The organism is Mesorhizobium sp. M1E.F.Ca.ET.041.01.1.1 (assembly GCF_003997355.1).
Lineage (GTDB): Bacteria > Pseudomonadota > Alphaproteobacteria > Rhizobiales > Rhizobiaceae > Mesorhizobium.
The window spans coordinates 1-17,410 of record NZ_RZSL01000069.1 but is presented as its reverse complement, the minus strand read 5'-3'; the positions used below and the strand labels follow the sequence as shown (position 1 = coordinate 17,410).

At 61.2% G+C, this 17,410-nt stretch carries 17 protein-coding genes; 16 read left to right on the top strand and 1 reads right to left on the bottom strand.

Annotated elements, in window-relative coordinates:
- The 6 genes from EOA38_RS08760 to msuE form a co-directional block, all read left to right on the top strand.
- Nucleotides 1-580, top strand: a 580-nt coding sequence (locus tag EOA38_RS08760; RefSeq protein WP_145965935.1) for a branched-chain amino acid ABC transporter permease, incomplete at its 5' end; no start/stop codon positions are given.
- 2 nt (nt 581-582) lie between these two features.
- Entirely contained in the window at nt 583-1,638 is a 1,056-nt protein-coding gene (locus EOA38_RS08755) for a branched-chain amino acid ABC transporter permease (protein ID WP_127298975.1), read from the top strand.
- 89 nt (nt 1,639-1,727) lie between these two features.
- The gene (locus tag EOA38_RS08750; RefSeq protein ID WP_127298974.1) at nt 1,728-3,065 is read left to right on the top strand and encodes an ABC transporter substrate-binding protein; all 1,338 of its coding nucleotides are present in this window, start codon (nt 1,728-1,730) and stop codon (nt 3,063-3,065) included.
- A 70-nt stretch (nt 3,066-3,135) separates the two neighbouring features.
- Nucleotides 3,136-3,918 (top strand): ABC transporter ATP-binding protein, encoded by a 783-nt coding sequence (locus EOA38_RS08745; RefSeq protein WP_127298973.1) that lies wholly within the window; start codon nt 3,136-3,138, stop codon nt 3,916-3,918.
- A 21-nt stretch (nt 3,919-3,939) separates the two neighbouring features.
- Entirely contained in the window at nt 3,940-5,187 is a 1,248-nt protein-coding gene (locus EOA38_RS08740; protein ID WP_127298972.1) for an SfnB family sulfur acquisition oxidoreductase, read from the top strand.
- A gap of 97 nt (nt 5,188-5,284) precedes the next feature.
- Nucleotides 5,285-5,845 carry an FMN reductase gene (gene msuE / locus EOA38_RS08735; RefSeq protein ID WP_126090000.1) on the top strand — a complete coding sequence of 187 codons (561 nt, stop codon included), beginning with the start codon at nt 5,285-5,287 and terminating at the stop codon, nt 5,843-5,845.
- 221 nt (nt 5,846-6,066) lie between these two features.
- Here the strand turns inward: msuE and EOA38_RS08730 are convergent, their stop codons facing one another.
- On the bottom strand, nt 6,067-6,429 hold the full coding sequence (locus tag EOA38_RS08730; RefSeq protein ID WP_245480798.1) for a hypothetical protein: 363 nt from the start codon (nt 6,427-6,429) through the stop codon (nt 6,067-6,069).
- Nucleotides 6,430-7,352: 923 nt separating this feature from the next.
- Here EOA38_RS08730 and EOA38_RS08725 point away from each other — a divergent pair.
- The 10 genes from EOA38_RS08725 (at nt 7,353) to EOA38_RS08680 (ending at nt 16,783) form a co-directional block, all read left to right on the top strand.
- Nucleotides 7,353-7,988 (top strand): response regulator transcription factor, encoded by a 636-nt coding sequence (locus EOA38_RS08725; RefSeq protein ID WP_126095617.1) that lies wholly within the window; start codon nt 7,353-7,355, stop codon nt 7,986-7,988.
- A 152-nt stretch (nt 7,989-8,140) separates the two neighbouring features.
- Complete coding sequence (locus EOA38_RS39055) at nt 8,141-8,626, top strand: hypothetical protein (protein ID WP_189434560.1); 486 nt, start codon at nt 8,141-8,143, stop codon at nt 8,624-8,626.
- Nucleotides 8,627-8,889: 263 nt separating this feature from the next.
- The gene (locus tag EOA38_RS08715) at nt 8,890-11,583 is read left to right on the top strand and encodes a phosphoenolpyruvate carboxylase (RefSeq protein WP_127298970.1); all 2,694 of its coding nucleotides are present in this window, start codon (nt 8,890-8,892) and stop codon (nt 11,581-11,583) included.
- A gap of 37 nt (nt 11,584-11,620) precedes the next feature.
- Nucleotides 11,621-12,925 (top strand): serine hydroxymethyltransferase, encoded by a 1,305-nt coding sequence (gene glyA, locus EOA38_RS08710; protein ID WP_127298969.1) that lies wholly within the window; start codon nt 11,621-11,623, stop codon nt 12,923-12,925.
- Between the two features lie 516 nt (nt 12,926-13,441).
- Entirely contained in the window at nt 13,442-13,753 is a 312-nt protein-coding gene (locus EOA38_RS08705; protein ID WP_126089995.1) for a hypothetical protein, read from the top strand.
- Nucleotides 13,754-13,763: 10 nt separating this feature from the next.
- Nucleotides 13,764-14,147, top strand: coding sequence for a hypothetical protein (locus EOA38_RS08700; RefSeq protein WP_126089994.1), 384 nt, complete (start codon nt 13,764-13,766; stop codon nt 14,145-14,147).
- A gap of 10 nt (nt 14,148-14,157) precedes the next feature.
- The gene (locus tag EOA38_RS08695; protein WP_189350760.1) at nt 14,158-14,325 is read left to right on the top strand and encodes a hypothetical protein; all 168 of its coding nucleotides are present in this window, start codon (nt 14,158-14,160) and stop codon (nt 14,323-14,325) included.
- 10 nt (nt 14,326-14,335) lie between these two features.
- Nucleotides 14,336-15,733 carry an amino acid permease gene (locus EOA38_RS08690; protein ID WP_126089993.1) on the top strand — a complete coding sequence of 466 codons (1,398 nt, stop codon included), beginning with the start codon at nt 14,336-14,338 and terminating at the stop codon, nt 15,731-15,733.
- Between the two features lie 58 nt (nt 15,734-15,791).
- Nucleotides 15,792-16,490, top strand: coding sequence for a hypothetical protein (locus tag EOA38_RS08685; RefSeq protein ID WP_127298968.1), 699 nt, complete (start codon nt 15,792-15,794; stop codon nt 16,488-16,490).
- A gap of 8 nt (nt 16,491-16,498) precedes the next feature.
- On the top strand, nt 16,499-16,783 hold the full coding sequence (locus EOA38_RS08680) for a hypothetical protein (RefSeq protein WP_126089991.1): 285 nt from the start codon (nt 16,499-16,501) through the stop codon (nt 16,781-16,783).
- Nucleotides 16,784-17,410 lie beyond the last annotated feature (627 nt).

The window sequence follows — 17,410 nt, the reverse complement described above, 5'->3', positions numbered from 1 at the left end:
GTCCTACATCATCGAGGGCGCCGCTCAGCTCATCTGGGGCACGCAGGTGCATGGCCTCGAGCTCGGCATCGAGGACGTACCGCTGGAAGTCGGTGGCGTGCTGATCAGCCAGTTCGACATCTTCGCCGCCGCGGTGGCGGCCGGCATGGTGCTGCTGCTGTCGCTGTTCTTCCGCTACACTCGTATCGGGCTCAGCTTCCGCGCCGTCGCCGACGACCAGTTCGCGGCGCTCGCCGTCGGCCTCAGGCTGCCGCTGATCTGGGCGAGCGTGTGGGCCGCGGCCGGCCTCGTCGCGCTGGTGGCCGGACTGCTCTGGGGCGCGCGGCTCGGCGTCCAGTTCTCGCTGTCGCTGGTGGTGCTGAAGGCGCTTCCGGTGCTGGTGCTCGGCGGCTTCGATTCCATCCTCGGCACGATTGTCGGCGGGCTTTTGATCGGCGCCAGCGAGAAACTCGCCGAGGTCTATATCGGCGACTATTTCGGCGGCGGCATCGAGAGCTGGTTCGCCTATGTCGTCGCGCTCGTCTTCCTGCTCATCCGCCCATCCGGCCTGTTCGGCCAGAAGCTTGTCGAAAGGGTCTGACGATGAGCGCGATCGCAACCGAATTGTCAGCAGTCGAATTGTCTAAGGGCGCAGTCCTGCCGAAATGGCTGGTGCCGCTGATCGTCGTCGCCGTCGCCTATACGGTCGTGCCGCTCGTCGGCGGCTCGTATCTGTTCGAGGCGATCCTGCTGCCCTTCCTGGCGCTCAGCCTGGCGGGCGTCGGGCTGAACATCCTCACCGGCTATGCCGGACAGGTGTCGCTGGGCAGCGCCGCCTTCATGGCAGCGGGCGCCTTTGCCGCCTATAATTTCAACCTCCGCGTTGAGGGTCTGCCGCTGATCGCCAGCATCATCCTCGCCGGTCTCGTTGCGGCCGCGATCGGCATCGTCTTCGGCCTGCCCAGCCTGCGGCTGCGCGGCTTCTATCTGGCGGTCTCGACGCTCGCGGCGCAGTTCTTCGTACAGTGGGCGCTGACCAAGTTCAGCTGGTTCCCCAACGACTCGGCGTCGGGCGTCATCGACGCGCCGAAGCTTTTCATCGCGGGCTTCGAGTTCGATGGCGCCGTGGGTCGCTACCTGTTCGCGCTGACGGTCGTCGTCATCCTGACATTTCTAGCCCATCGGCTGGTCTCCTCGCAGACCGGACGCAACTTCATTGCCATCCGAGACAACGAGACGGCGGCCCGCATTATCGGCATTCCGGTGCTGAAGACGAAGCTGCTCGCCTTTGCCATCTCGTCCTTTATCATCGGCGTCGCCGGCGTCATCTGGGCCTTCGCCTATCTCAGGACCGTCGAGCCGGCCGGTTTCGATCTCGACCGCTCGTTCCAGATCCTGTTCATCATCATCATCGGCGGGCTCGCCTCGATCCGAGGCGCCTTTCTGGGTGCCGCGCTCATCGTCGTCTTTCCGCTGGCGCTGTCGCGCCTCGGCAATTTCCTGCTGGGCGACGTGTTCGATTCCGGCGTGCTCGACATGAGCCAGCGCATCGTACTCGGCGCCCTCATCATCCTCTTTCTGATCCTGGAACCGGACGGGCTGGTCGCCCTGTGGGACAGGGTCCGGAGACGGCTCCTGCTCGCCTGGCAATCGAGCTGAGCCGGTTTGGGCCATAGGCCGCAAACCACTGCAGACATTCGGAAAATGAACCAGGGCAATTCAAAGCCCATACTGGAGCACCTCGAACCATGACCTTCCTTAGCACAGTCAAGGCGGTCGCCATTTCGGCGGCGCTGGCCGTGTCGGTGGCCTTGCCGGCGGCCCACGCGGACGAGCAATATTTCCCGCTGCAAAGCTATCGCGTCGGGCCTTACGCGGCCGGCGGCACCGGCTTCTTCGGCGGCTTCATCGACTACCTCAACCTCATCAACATCCGCGACGGCGGTGTCAACGGCGTCAAGCTGACCTGGGACGAGTGCGAGACCCAGTATGAGGTCGAACGCGGCGTCGAATGCTACGAGCGCCAGAAGAGCCATGCCGGCGCTGCCGCCTGGAATCCGCTTTCGGTCGGCATCGCCTACGCCATGATCGACCGCATCACCGCCGACAAGGTGCCGCTGATCACGGTCAATCACGGCCGCACCGACTCCACCGACGGTCGGGTCTTCCCCTATGTCTTCCCGCTGCTGCTCAACCCCTACAGCGAGACCTCCGGCATCGTGAACTACATCGCCGCCAAGGAAGGCGGCATCGACAGACTGAAGGGCAAGAAGATCGTCGTGCTCTATCACGGCTCGCCCTACGGCAAGGAGACGATCCCGATCTATGAGCTGCTGGCGCAGAAATACGGCTTCACCGTGCAGCAGATCGAGGTGCCGCATCCCGGCAACGAGCAGCAGTCGCAATGGCTGACGATCCGCCGCGCCAAGCCGGACTTCGTCGTGCTGCGCGGCTGGGGCGTCATGAATCCGGTGGCGTTGAAGACGGCGGTGAAGGTAGGCTATCCGGTCGACCATATCATCGGCAATGTCTGGTCGAACTCGGAAGAGGACGTCATCCCGGCCGGCGATGCCGCCAAGGGTTACACAGCCATCACCACGCAGGCGTCGGGTAACACCTATCCGGTGGTGCAAGAGATCGTGAAGACCGTCTACGGCGCCGGCAAGGGCAATCTCGAGGACAAGTCGCGCATCGGCTCGGTCTACCACAATCTCGGCATTGTCAACGGCATCCTCAACGTCGAGGCCATCCGCATCGCGCAGGAGAAGTTCGGCCACCGCACGCTGACGGGCGACGAGGTTCGTTGGGGCTTCGAGCATCTCAAGCTCGACCCGGCCAAGGTCGAAGCGCTCGGCGCCAAGGACCTGTTCCATTCCATCAATGTCAGCTGGGACAACCACGAGGGCGAAGGCTACGTGACCTTCCAGCAGTGGGACGGCAAGAAGTGGAATGTCGTGTCCGACTGGATCGCGCCCGACTGGGCACTGCTGAGGCCGATCATCGAAAAGTCGGCCGAGGCCTATGCCGCCGAGAAGGGCATCAAGCTGCGCACCGCCGCCGATGCTGATGCACTAGCGACCAACTAACCCACCGACCGGGCGCCGATCATGCTTCGGCGCCCGCCTCACTTCGTTTGCGAGAAGCGGGAAAGACGCGATGCCGGCCAATGACGTCATTCTTGTCGTGGACAATGTCCATGCCACCTACAACCACGCCATCACCGCGCTGCACGGCGTCAGCTTCGAGCTGAGGCGAGGCGAGATCCTGGCGCTGCTCGGCGCCAACGGCGCCGGCAAGAGCACGACGCTGAAGGCGGTCTCCAACCTGCTTCCGGCCGAACGCGGCCAGATCAATGCCGGCACGATCCTGTTCGATGGCGGCGACGTCACCCGCCGGAGGCCGGGCGACCTCGTACGCGCCGGGCTCGTCCAGGTGCTGGAGGGCCGCCACTGCTTCAAGAGTCTAACCGTCGAGGAGAATCTGGTTTCCGGCGGCATCGGCCGCAGCGGCCGGCGCGCCGAGATCAACCAGGACCTTGAGCGGATCTACGAATTCTTCCCGCGGCTCGCCGAAAAGCGCAAAACGCTTGCCGGTCTGACCTCAGGCGGCGAGCAGCAGATGACCGCGATCGGCCGGGCGCTGATGTCGCGTCCCCGCCTGCTTGTCCTCGACGAGCCTTCGATGGGCCTCGCTCCGCTGGTCGTGCAGGACATCTTCCTGGCGTTGAAGAAGCTCAATCGTGAGACCGGGCTGTCGATCCTGGTTGCCGAGCAGAACTCGGCGGTCGCGCTGAAATATGCCGACCACGCCACCGTGCTCGAGAACGGCGTTTCCGTGCTGTCCGGACCGGCTGCGGAGCTTCGCCAGCGCGAGGACGTTCGAGCTTTCTATCTCGGACAGCAGGCTTCGCACGCTGCTCACCTTCATGCCGTCGCCTAACAACTCCGAAGGAGCCATGAAATGACCGTCTCTAACGTAAAGACAGACAAGGCCGTGGCCGCCGTGCCGCCGGTGCCAAGGCCGACCGCTCCGGCGCATATCGTCAAGGACGATGCCGAAGCGATTGCGATCGCACGCCGGCTCGCCGCCGAATTCGTCAAGGACTCTTCCAAGCGCGATCGCGAGCGGATCTGGCCTGTAGCCGAGCTCGATCAATTCTCGCAAAGCGGTCTGTGGTCGATCAACGTGCCGAACGCTTTCGACGGCCCGGAAGTGTCCTACGCGACTTTAGCCAAGGTGATCGAAATCATCTCGGCGGCCGATTCCTCGATCGGCCAGATCGCCCAGAATCATCTCGGCGTCGTCGCGGCAATCCGCACCGTCTCCGACAAGGACCAGCAGGCGCTTCTATTCGCCGAAGTGCTGAAAGGCACGCGGTTCGGCAACGCCTTCTCGGAATTCGGCTCTAAGCGCGCGGCTGATTTCGAGACCAAGTTCACCGACGCCGGCGATCATGTCATCGTCAACGGCCAAAAATTCTATTCGTCCGGCGCGCTGCTGGCCCATCTGGTGCCGATCGTTGCGCTCGACGACGAGGGCCGCGCCTGGTACGCGATCGCCGATCGTGCCGCGCCTGGCCTCACCGTGATCGACGACTGGTCGAGCTTCGGCCAGCGCACGACGCTGTCGGGCACCGTCATCATCGACAACGTCAAGGTGCCGAAGACCCATCTGGTGCCGGGCTACAAGGGTTACGACAAGCCGACCGCCGACGGCGCGATCTTCCAGATCATCCAGGTGGCGGTGGACACCGGTATCGCACAGGCCGCGATTGACGAGACGGTGCACTTCGTCCGGACGAAGAGCCGCGCCTGGATCGACAGCGGCGTCGACAATGCCTGGGACGATCCCTACACGATCCAGGCCATCGGCGATCTGACGCTTAGGCTTCATGCCGCGCAGGCGCTGCTAGAAAAGGCCGGCCTCGCCATCGACCGCGCGGTGGCCGAGCCCACCGCCGAGACCGTGGCGCATGCCCAAGTGATCACGGCCGAGGCAAAGATCCTGTCGACGGAGATTGCGATTGCCGCGACCAACAAGCTGTTCGAACTGGCGGGCACACGCTCGACCTTGGCCGAGCACAATCTCGACCGGCACTGGCGCAATGCCCGCACCCATACGCTGCACGATCCGGTGCGCTGGAAATACGCAATCCTCGGCAAGTATTTCCTCAACGGCGAGAAGCCGCCGCTGCACGCCTGGAGCTGAACGATCCGCCGCGGGCCAGGCGCCCGTGTGACCCGCCGATGGCGGCCCACTCGGGCCGCCTAAGTCTCAAATTCTGGAGCCACCCGGAGTCCGCTTCATGTCCAATCCAGCAATCGTCGGCTTTTCCGGCAACATCACCCGCCCGTCGAAGACACGCGCGTTCGTCGATCTCATCGTCCAGGATGTGGCCAACCGCCATGGCCTATCTTCGCGGACCTATGACATCGACGATGTCGGCCCCTCGCTAGGCACCGCCAGATGGGCGCGAGATCTCGCCCCAAGTGCGCAGGCGATCCTCGCACAGGTGATCGCGGCAGACGTGCTCGTCGTCGGCTCGCCGACCTACAAGGGCAGCTATACCGGGCTTTTCAAGCACTTCTTCGACCTCATCGATCCGGCGGCGCTGAAGGGTAAGCCTGTGCTCCTGACGGCGACCGGCGGCGGCGAGCGCCATGCGCTGATCGTCGAGCACCAGCTCAGGCCGCTCTTCGGATTCTTCGAAGCCTTGACGCTCCCTACCGCCGTATACGCTACCGACAAGGACCTCAGCGAAGGCGTGCTTCGGTCTGAACCGATCCTGAAACGGACCGCGCAGGCCGTTGATGATGTTGCAGCTCTGCTCGCTAAACGGTCAGGTGTCAAATTAGCGGCAGAGTAGGTTTACAGCGCTACCCTTGGCGCTAACCAAGGACCCGCAGAAACCGAAACGTTAGCTTGCGGAGCTTCAATGAGCTCCGCCTGATGTCGCCAAGGACAGCTGGCGCAAGGCGGTCGGCTCTGCGGATGCAAAGGTCAGCTTTCCACCCCGTTCTGGAAAGACGTCAGCCGGCGAGCTTCGGGCAATCTGATGGAGGCTGACCGGCTGCACCGCGGTCAGTCTCATCCCTTCCACATTGTTGAGCGGAGAAGAGCCTGCATATGCTCTGGCAGGTCGAGTTCGCCGCGCGCCTCGATCTCCAATAGATATCGGGCCTTGGCCCAGCGATCGCCCTCCCTGACCGCAGGGTAGGCGCAGATGGCCAGCAGCGCCTTTTCCTCTGCTCGGCTGGCTCTGTCGTAGTCGCGGCTGCTTCCGCCCATTTCATGGATGGCCTTGCCAAACACCACGTATTTCGTCTTGTGCGCCTCAATCAGCGCACGCAGTTCGCTGGACGGTTCTCGATCTCGGCGCGGCGGTTTTGTGTTGAGAGCCGCTGCCGCAACGGTCGAGGCGACAACGGCGCTGCTGGAGTGAAAGAGCAAGGCGCGGCGGCTGATCCTGGACGTGGTGAACTCTCCTCTTCACTTCATGGCAGGCAAGACCGGGTGTCGCAGAAACCACCATGCCGTAACACGAAGGTTCGCGCATTCATGTCAGGATGGGTGGCCGTCACGGCTTACGGCCAACCTGGCTGGGGTGATGCGGGCGCGGCGTCTGGCTCGTGATCTCTACCCTCTCCCCACGCGCCCATCCCGCGCAGCGGGTTCGTTCTTCGGCCCCCAACCAGCGCTCGTACCCTTGGTCAACATGCATTCATCGACCCTTTTTGTGGGATTAAGACAGAGATACCGCTTGCATTGAAAACTAGTCCTCCTCCTGGTCCTTAGGTTCGCCGGACAATACGAGAGAATACGAAGGAAATGGGTTGGCGAATCACCCGCTAACGTATTGATTTTCTGTCGAAAACAATGACCCTCCGGGCCCACCATAACCGTTGATTCTATTGATAAAAAGTGACCTCAGCCCAAAACGTTTTGGGCCCATTATGAGCCCAGAGAGTCGGCGTCGGCCACGTTTTGTTCTTGCTCGATTTGTTCACTTGACGACTCGCAGGGCGGCTCGTCGCTTCATGGCATCGCGTTCGTTGATCGCACGGGCGATATCAACTGCGATCCGAAAGGGTTCCCAACCCTGGTCAACTCATGTGCAAAAAAATTCATGCCAAGAAAAATATCGATCACCATCCGGTCTGGGGTTGTGGCGAAAAATTGTACTAGAAGGAAAATAAAATTCATGGTATGAATTTAGAATGCGCTATTCAACGAGACCGGTAACGCTGGGACCCGAAGCAGGTCGGAGTCACCGATCAATCGTGGAAGAGAGCAGGGGAGAAGGTGCTGGAACCCAAGGTGTGCGCCTGCGTGCCGCCACGGTCGGTTCTGGGCATTGGGATCAAGTGATATCGATGGGCGGAGAGACAAGGTTCAGAGTCTTGATCGCGGAGCGCAACCCGCTTGTGGTTGCTGCACTGACCGACATGATCTCGCGGGATCGTCGCTTTGATCTTGTCGGCAATGTGCAGACCGGCGAAGCCTTTCTCCAGGCGGCATCAGCCGCGACCGCTCAATTCGATCTTGCCGTGGTCGGCTGGAAACTGTCCGACATGAACGGCGCCAGCTTGCTTACGGAAATGCAGCAGCGCAACCTTTGTGCGCGCATCGTGATCTTTTCCAATGACCACGACGTAGCCATTCTCAGGCAGTGCGTGCGCCTCGGCGCCCAAGGGTTCTGCTATCAGTTCGACGACCCGGCGGTCCTATTCGACACACTGACCGCGGTCGCGCAAGGCCGGATTTGTATCCCCTATGTAGATGTCTCGAAAATCAACGACACGCCGCTTTCGCGGCTGACGACACGCGAGAGAGAGTTGCTGTCGGTGCTGGCCGATGGCTGGACCAACATTCAGATCGCAGCCCGCACCGGAATTTCTGAGAATACCGTCAAATATCACCTCAAAAATCTGTACGAAAAACTGGACGTTCGCAATCGAGCGATGGCGGTGGCGCTCTATGCCGGTGAAAGAAATCGCGACCGTCTTTGAGCTCAAGAAAGTTGTCGCCGGCATCGGCTAGCGGCCTGCCAATTCGAGGCCGGCCGGATAAATTTCCTGCCTTAGGCGAAGAGGTATCCTGAATATCTAAAGCGCGTCGCGCTGAAGCGGAGCCAGGCGACGCGCTTTAAGTCTTTGTTTTGATGCATGTCGTTCCCCCAAAACCGCTGCGCACTTTTGGGCGACATGCATTAAACGTGCTCGGAAGGGCGACGGCACAGTCGAGTCGCCGGAGCGCACAAGGGTATCACAAGCCTCGCGGCTTCAGCGTAAAGTATGCGGTCCGCAGCGCGAACCACGCTCATACCAACGATCGCGCCAAGAACGCCTTGCGTTCTGAGCGGCAGCAGGTCGGTACAGTCGCCCATTCTGACGAAAATTCTGCTGATCTGTACAGGAACGCCGTGAATCTGGACGAAAGGCTCGTCGTCGCTCTCCCTCCATTCTTCGAGAGCTTCAAGCGCATCATGGAAAGCGTTCTGAAGGGTGATTGGAGCATGCCCTTCGAAGAGACCAGGAAGCACTTGCTGCACGTCCATATCCTTTCGTTCCGCATGATAGCGCCGGACAACAAGCGTTATTCCGAAGGCCAGCAATTTTTACCAAGGTGCAACATTTTTGCATATTAGGCAAGTAGCGCTTTGCGGGCGAGACGCACTGGACCAACGATTGGATAGGATTGTGATTTCTGCCTGGCCGGGTAGTCCTGGACACCCTTGCCGACCACCATCTGGACTGGGCATCGACCTACCCAATCGAATGGCAAATCTACCCGTCCGGGCGTTTTCAAGGAGCAAAAAAACCTGTCTGCTTCCAAATGGCTTTCTTAGTTTCCCGAGGCGCCTGCTCAGGTCGGCCGTCCGGGATAACGCCTAGACGAATGGGTGCCGCTTTGGACGACAGCAGACTGCTCAGCTGTCACGAGGACGTCAGAAGCCTTCTGTTCAGGCTGCTGACCTCTGTCGTCAGCGAACGTGAACCTGGGATAGCCGGCGTTCCGGCCGGGCGTGTTAGTCTCGACACTCTCGCCGATGCTCAGCGCATCCCTGCTCTCCAGGCGACCGGGATATGGTTCCAGCTCGTCGCTATCGCCAACGAATTGCTCGCGATGCGTTCACGTCGCGAGCTCGAGCAGATGGGTGGCGCGGATGAGGTGATTGGCTCCTTCGCCAATGTCGTGGGCGAGATCGCCGCGGCCGGCTATCCGGCCGAAGAACTGCAGGGTGCCCTCGATAGGCTGAATGTCGGGCCAACCATGACCGCCCACCCGACCGAGGCCAAGCGCGTCACTGTTCTCGAAATTCATCGGCGCATCTACCGTAAGCTCACCGAACTCGAGCAGCAGCGTTGGGCGCCGCGCGAGCGCGAGCAGCTGATCGACGATCTCAGGAGCGAGATCGAGCTATTGTGGATGTCGGGGGAGTTGCGACTTGAACGACCCTCGGTCGAAAGCGAGATTGCATGGGGGCTGCATTTCTTCCGGGAGGTGATCTTCGAGGCGACGCCGAAGATCTATGATGCCATCGAGGAGGCGTTCGCCCGTCACTACCCGAAATACGATCTCAAGGTGCCGTCCTTCATGCGCTACGCGTCGTGGATCGGTGGAGATCGCGACGGCAATCCAAATGTCACGGCCAAGACCACCGCTCAGGCGCTCACGGAATGCCGCCAGGCAGCCATCAATTGGTACATCCAGCAGGTTCGCCGGTTGGTCGCCGTGCTCAGCGTCAGCGCGAATGTCGTCGACATTCCGGAAGACTTCAACAAGGCGCTCGGCCACGCGCTGCATCGATCCGGCGCGGCTCGGGAGATCGTGGCGCGCAATCCGGGAGAGCCGCTGCGGCAGTTCGCGGCCGCGATGCTGGATCGCCTGCGGGCTATGCTCGGCGAGACGGCGGCCAAGCCGTATGCCCGGTCAGAGTTGTTCAAGACCGACCTGCGGCACCTCGAAACGGTCCTTGCCAAAGTGGGCGGCAACCACGTTGCGCGGCGCTTCGTTCGCCCTTTGCGCCAGCAGGTCGAGACCTTCGGCTTTCGTACGGTCGCATTGGACATTCGCCAGAACTCGACGGTCGTCAATCTGGTGCTGTCCGAGCTTTTCAAGCACATGGATGCGGACAAAGCACCGGCGCTCGATACGCCGCAATGGGCCCAGCGCATTCGTTCGGCACTCAGCGCCGGCGAACAGCTTAGGATCGATCGGCAATCGCTCTCCGAGGAGGCGCGGGAACTTCTCGACCTATTCGACGTCATCCGCGAAGCCTCCTCAGGGCCGAACGGCGGTGCGATTGGCGCCTTCATCTTGAGCATGACTCGTTCTTCCGAGGACCTGCTGGCAGTTTATCTGCTCGCCCAATATTCCGGTATGGCCACCGCGCTCGACGGCAGCGGTGCGATCGCACTGCGCGTCGTGCCGCTTTTCGAGACTATCGGCGACCTGCGCGCCGCGCCTGATGTTCTGGATCAGCTTCTTTCAGTCTCGATCGTGCGCCGTTCCGTGCGCGACTTCGACAACCGGCAGGAAGTCATGCTGGGATACTCCGACTCCAACAAGGACGGTGGTTTCCTTGCTTCGAATTGGGAATTGAATAAGACGCAAAGACGAATCCACGCCCTCAGCCAGAAGCGCAAGATCGCCATCAGCTTCTTCCACGGCCGCGGCGGCTCTGTCAGTCGAGGCGGTGCGCCGACAGGTCGAGCGATCGCTGCTCAGCCTGCCGGCACAGTTGGCGGGGCGATGCGCGTGACCGAGCAGGGCGAAGTCGTGTCATCGAAATTCGCAAATCGCGGTACGGGACTCTATCAGCTCGAGATCCTTGCTGCGAGCGTCTTCGCCCATACCGTCAAATCACACAATGAGCCTGAGTTAAGGGACATCCCTGAGTTCAGTGAGGCGCTGGAGGCTTTGACCGGCATGTCGCAGGCGTCCTATTCGGGCCTCATCAACGAGCCGGGCTTCATCGACTATTTCAACCAGGCGAGCCCGGTGGAAGAGCTGTCGCTGCTGAAGATCGGTTCGCGTCCGGCCCGCCGCTTCGGCGCGCGCGACATTTCCGATCTGCGCGCCATTCCCTGGGTTTTTGCCTGGAGCCAGAACCGGCATCTGCTGACCAATTGGTACGGCATCGGCAGCGCGCTCAACTCGTTCCTCACTGTTCGCGGCAACGCCGGGTTGGAATTGCTCCGGCAGATGTTCGAGCGCTCGCGCTTTTTCCGCCTTATCGTCGACGAGGTCGATAAGGGACTTTACCAAACCGACATGGAGATCGGCCGGCTCTACGCTGGGCTGGTGCAGGACCACGAGGTGGGCGAACGGATATACCGCAAGATCGCCGCCGAATATGCTTTGACCCGCAAGACCATTGCCGAGATCAATGGCGGCCTAAAGGTTTCGCAGCGCTTTCCGGCCTTCAAGCAGCACTTCGACCGAATCAGGCCGCAGCTGGACGGCATACATCGGTTGCAGGTGCAGCTTTTGCGCGAAGTTCGCGCGCAGGACGGCACGACGGCCAAGCCCAAGCGTGCGGTCAACGCGCTGCTGCTTTCAATCAATTGCATTTCAACCGGTCTAGGCTGGACCGGGTGATGACGATCTTGGCGTCGCGCCGCAAGGGAGGAGCTTCATGAACATCTCGACCAAACCTGACACCGGCGCCGCAAGTCGTTTCTTCAGCGCAGGAGTAGCTGTTGCGGACCATGCCGTCAGCGACGCCATGCAGCGGGAGCTCTCTCGCCAGCGCAACGAGATCGAGTTGATCGCTTCCGAAAACATCGTCTCCAGGGCGGTGCTCGAGGCACAGGGTTCGGTGCTGACCAACAAATATGCCGAGGGTTATCCCGGCCGCCGGTACTATGGCGGCTGCCAGTTCGTCGACGAAGTCGAGGATCTGGCGCGCGAGCGCGCCAAGGCGCTGTTTGGCTGCTCGTTTGCAAACGTACAGCCGAACTCCGGCAGTCAGGCCAACCAGTCGGTCTTCATGGCGCTGATGCAGCCCGGCGACACCTTTCTGGGTCTTAACCTCTCCGCCGGCGGGCATCTCACGCACGGCGCGCCGGTCAACCAGTCCGGCAAGTGGTTCAACGTCGTTTCCTACGGGGTGCGGCCAGACACCCATCGCATCGACCTCGATGAGGTGCGCGACCTGGCGCGCAAGAACCAACCCAAGGTGATTCTTGCCGGCGGGTCGGCCTATCCCCGCATTATCGCTTTCAAAGCGTTTCGTGAGATCGCCGACGAAGTTGGGGCCAAGCTGTTCGTGGACATGGCGCATTTCGCCGGCCTGGTGGCCGGCGGCGTCCACCCCAATCCCCTCGAACACGCCCACGTGGTGACCACGACCACACACAAAACCCTGCGCGGCCCTCGTGGCGGCATGGTGCTCTCCAACGACGAGGAGATCGGGAAGAAGATCAACTCGGCGGTGTTTCCTGGTCTGCAGGGCGGGCCGTTGATGCACGTCATTGCTGCCAAGGCAGTCGCCTTCGGCGAGGCGCTGGCGCCGGAATTCAAGGCCTATGCGTCAAACGTCGTCGCCAACGCCAAAATCCTTGCAGAGACACTTGCCAATGGCGGTGTCGACATCGTCTCAGGCGGCACCGATACGCATTTGATGCTGGTCGACCTGCGGCGCAAGGATCTGACTGGCAAGGCAGTGGAGACCGCGCTTGGCCGCGCCCACATCACCTGCAACAAGAACGGCATCCCCTTCGATCCGCAAGGACCGACCATCACATCCGGGGTTCGGCTCGGCACGCCGGCGTGTACGACGCGCGGTTTCCTCGCCGACGAGTTCCGTCAAGTCGGCCGTCTGACGATGTGCGTCATTGATGGGTTGGCCGCCAAAGGCGAGAGCGGCAATGCAGCTATCGAGGCGGCTGTGCGCGAGGAAGTGCAGGATTTGGTCGGCCGATTTCCGATCTACGAGTGACCCTTGCCGGAGCAGAGGTGTTCGCCCGTGAAGTCGGAATTGCCTTCTTGCTGAGCAGGCCGGCATGACCGACCTGGAGCAATCCAGGAAAAGTGTGTAGCGGTTTTCCGTCCGGAATTGCGTAAGAACAAAGAGATAGAGCGGTTCGCCGTTTCCATGAAACGGTGAAACGCTCTCGCGTTCAACCGTTGATGGATCAGCGCCGGAAGCTCTGATCGCCGAGCGCAATTCCGCTGGGATCAAGGCGGCTTTGCAGCTTTCGACGGCCGCTCCGCGCAACCGAAAAGGCGTGGCCCCAAACCTGTCGAGGCGATGGTGAACGCGTGGCGCGCGAAGGCAAATCTATGTCCGGGTTCAAATCTGTTCAGGAGCATCTCTGCCTTACCGACGCCATCCACTATCTGCACCGCGTCACTTGACAGGAAATTAACTTTGCCGGATATTCCTGTTGGGAAATTAATTTTCCCTACCGCAAAAGCGCAATGAAGCCGAAAATGGCCGCCTGGAGGAGAACAAATGGAAGCAACAATCAGTAGTCGAACTGGCGAACTCAGCCTCAACCAGCGCATCGACAAAATGCACACTCGCGATCGCGCAGGCCTGTTGGCCTTCGTCATCGTGCTGTGGGGCACACTTCTTTTCGCGCTGTTCAGCGTCTGGCCGTACATCTCGATCCCTGCCATGCGCATCATCCTGTCGGTCGCATGCGGACTGGTGTTGGCGTTCAACACGGCGGCCATTGTCGCCATGCTGCGCCATTATGAGGAAGACAAGCATTTCATCTACGGCCTTGACATCAAGCATCTCGACGAGATGCGCAGGCGCTAAGGAGCTGGCAATGGCATATCAACCTCCCAAACAGGGCCTCGCCGGTCAGGTCTTCGACGTCATTACCCTGCTCGTGCTGACGGTGGGCGCCCTCTATTTGCCCCTTTACCTGGGCTTTGCCGGCGCCGCCAAAACGCCTAACCCGATCGCCAATCCGACCTGGGAAGCGCTCGGTCAGAATGCGACCGAGGCCAAGCAATGGGCAGCGATCGGAATTACCGACCCGGCTGCGGCGAACGACATCATCACCGCCCGCTTCGATTACAGTTTCAGTTGGGCCCCGCTGCTCGTCATGGCGGTGCTGGTGATTGGCTATTTTGTCTTGGTCGTGCGGCTTTCGGACAGGGAATACCGCGAAGTGATCGAAGAACGCTTCGATCCAAAGCGGCGATAGGAAGGCGACCATGGATATCTGGAACATTCTTGAGTACGTGGCCTGGGCCCTCTCAGCCATGTTCGGTGCGCTGATGCTCATGAATCTCATTCGCATCGACACCACCTACGACAACGAGTTGCTGACCTCATCACGCGAAGGCGAGATCGAGGTGACGGCCGAACGCCACCAGATCTGAGGGGACGGAAATGGCAAACGTGACTATAACCGCACCCGCAGCCGAGCGGCTTCAACTCCTGCGCGTTCTTGGCCCCGCCCATATCTGGGCGCTCGGCGTCGGCATCGTGCTCGTCGGCGAATATATGGGCTGGAACTTCTCTGTCGGCAAAGGCGGCATGATCGCCGGGCTCGCCGCCTGCTGGGTGGCTGGCCTGCTCTACACCTGCGTGGCGATGATCGACTCCGAAGTGACGTCGACCATTGCTGCCGCCGGTGGCCAGTACGCTCAGGCCAAGCATATCGTCGGGCCGTTGATGGCGTTCAATGTCGGCCTGTTCCTTGTCATGGCCTACACCATGCTCGAGGCGGCCAACGCGATTACGGTCGGCTATCTGCTTGACACGGTCGCTGGGATGATGGGCCATACCGGCCTCAACCAGAAGCCGTTCATCATCCTTTCCATCATGTTCCTGGCGTGGCTCAATTTCCGCGGCGTTTTGGCTACACTGACCTTCAATCTGGTCATCACGGCCATTGCCTTCCTGGCAATCATTGCCCTGTTCGTCTCGGTGCAACTCGGTGCCTCCGCCGTGCCGATGGACTTTTCGGCGATCACGACCTCTCCGCTTCCCTATGGCTGGATCGGCATCGTCGCGGCCCTGCACTTCGGCTTGTGGTACTATCTCGGCATCGAGGGAACCTGCCAGGCGGCTGAAGAAGTCCGATCGCCAGCGCGTTCGCTGCCCTACGGCACTATGGCCGGCATCATGACGCTGCTGATTGCCGCGACCATGACCTGGTATGTCTGCTCAGGTCTCCTGCCTTGGGAATATCTCGGTCAAGCCGGAACGCCGCTCTTCGACGCCGCGCGCGTCACGGGCAACACCGGCCTGATGGTGCTGCTCTTCGTCGGTACGATGTTTTCGACACTCGCTTCTGCGAACGGATGCATCAACGACGCTTCGCGTGCCTGGTTCTCGATGGGCCGCGACCGCTACCTGCCGAGCTGGTTCGGCGCGGTGCACCCGGTCTACCGCACGCCGTACCGGTCGATCGTATTCCTGGTTCCCATCGCGCTCATCTTCGCGCTCGGCGCGCCGCTCGACCAGGTCGTGACCTTCTCGATCTTGTCGGGCCTGCTCGGATACACCTTCATGACCTTCAACATGGTCATGTTCCGGCGCAAGTGGCCGCTCGACACAATCAAGCGCGGTTACGTGCATCCGCTCCACCCGCTGCCGGTGATTGTGCTTCTGACGCTATGCGCTGCTGCCTATTTCGCCGTTTTCCTCGGCTATGGCACGCAGCTCAGCGCGATGATGTGCTTCTACATCGTGGCATCGCTCTGGTTCCATTTCCGGCGCTACCAGTTCGTGCGTCGGGGTGACCAGTTCACCATGCCCTGGCCGAAGCCCGCCGGTTATTGAACCCGTAACGTGGCGGCGTGCCTTCTGCGCCGCTATGTTCTCATCAAGGCGATCTCGAATGATCACCACAATCGCTCTTGTCGCATTTGTCGCCGCTGCCTGTGCCTGGATGGGCAAGCGGGCGATCAGCGACCATCGTGCCATCCTCGCGCAGCGCAGGAGGCTTCTTGACGAGGCGTCGACGCTTTTTCCAGACGCTCGGATCACCTTCGCTCCCGACCAGTTTCCTATTCTCACAAGCCGCCTTGAGGACGGTCGTCAGGTCCGGTTTGAGCTCCTTGCCGACACCATGGTGACGCGCCGACTGCCGCAGCTGTGGCTCAGAGTGACACTAAGCGAACTTCGCGAGTGCAGCCGGCCAGCGATTGGTGCGCTCGCCCGCCCGACCGGTGCTGAATATTATTCGCTCGTTCACGACTTGCCTGAATGGATGGCGCCGCCGGACACGGACACTTCACTATTGATGCGAGGCGACGGTCGCGCCACTGCGTGGCAGGTCGAGCGTGCCGCAACGATGTTCCGCAGCCTCTTTTCCGATCCGGGCGTGAAGGAAGCCGTCATTGCGCCGCGCGGCACCCGGGTGATCCGTCACGCCGCCCAGGGCGAGCGCGCGGCACATCTATTCCTGCGGCAGATCCGCTTTGCCGTTGTGACGATTTCAGCCGACCTCGTCAGCAAGGCGGTCGTGGAGGCGAAGTCATTGAGCGAGGCGCTGGCTGCGGGCGAGTCCACTATTCCAGTCTACGAAGCCGCCTGAGGTCGTCGATGGACAAGCCAATCAATCCCTATCTGGTCCTTGCTCTGGCGATACTCTTCCCCGGGGCGGGTCACTTCGCTGTGCGCGACGCAAAGCGCGGGCTGGCGTTTGCTTTCTTCGTGCTTTTCTTTTCGGTGATCAGCTACACGACGACAACACCGGATCAGTCGTACATCGGGCGACATGCGTTCGGGTTGTTCGTATGGGCTTTGTCCATCCCGGATGCCTATCGTCGGGCCCGGATCCTGGCGACGGTGGCAGCAAGCGGGAGGCATCACAGCCGTCTCGCTTGAGCGGAGATACTGCGAGTTCGCGCCGGTTCGTGCTCGCGTCGGCAGTCGCCAGGGCCACCAAGCCGCAACGAGGCCTTCTTGTCAGTATTCCATTTCGCTGCCGCGTGGCGTCGCGCAGCGAGGCGTGTAATGCATCGACGATGGTACTTTTCGGCGACGCCTCCGCAAGAAAGTTCGGCTGATAGCTGGTCGCCAGAGCGACGCATGCGCTTCCAGTGGCGCCGCATCTTGAAAGCCCGCGGTTTCCGCGAAATTCCACAGCGGCACCGGCCGTCAGTCATCGCGGGTGCGCTGCACGAGTGCGATGACTGGACGGGTTGCACCAGCCTTTGCGAGGCCGCATCACGTCGAACCACTCCCAACCGGTAGGATGTCTGACCGTCGTCGGATGGTCCGTTGGGTTGGGCGGTTGATGCAGGTCGCAATTCAAACCATCCCACGCGGGCACGTTCTGCGCCCACCGGCAGCGGTCTCAGAGCGCAGGTTCGGTTTCCGTGTTTGGGTAGTGTGCTGAGAGTTCTGCAAATTCGCTGCGAGAGGGCGGTCATGGCAGGCTGGTGATTGTTCACGTCACCGATTCCCGCGAAGGAACGCCACCATGACCAAGACTGAAGATAAATCCGCCAT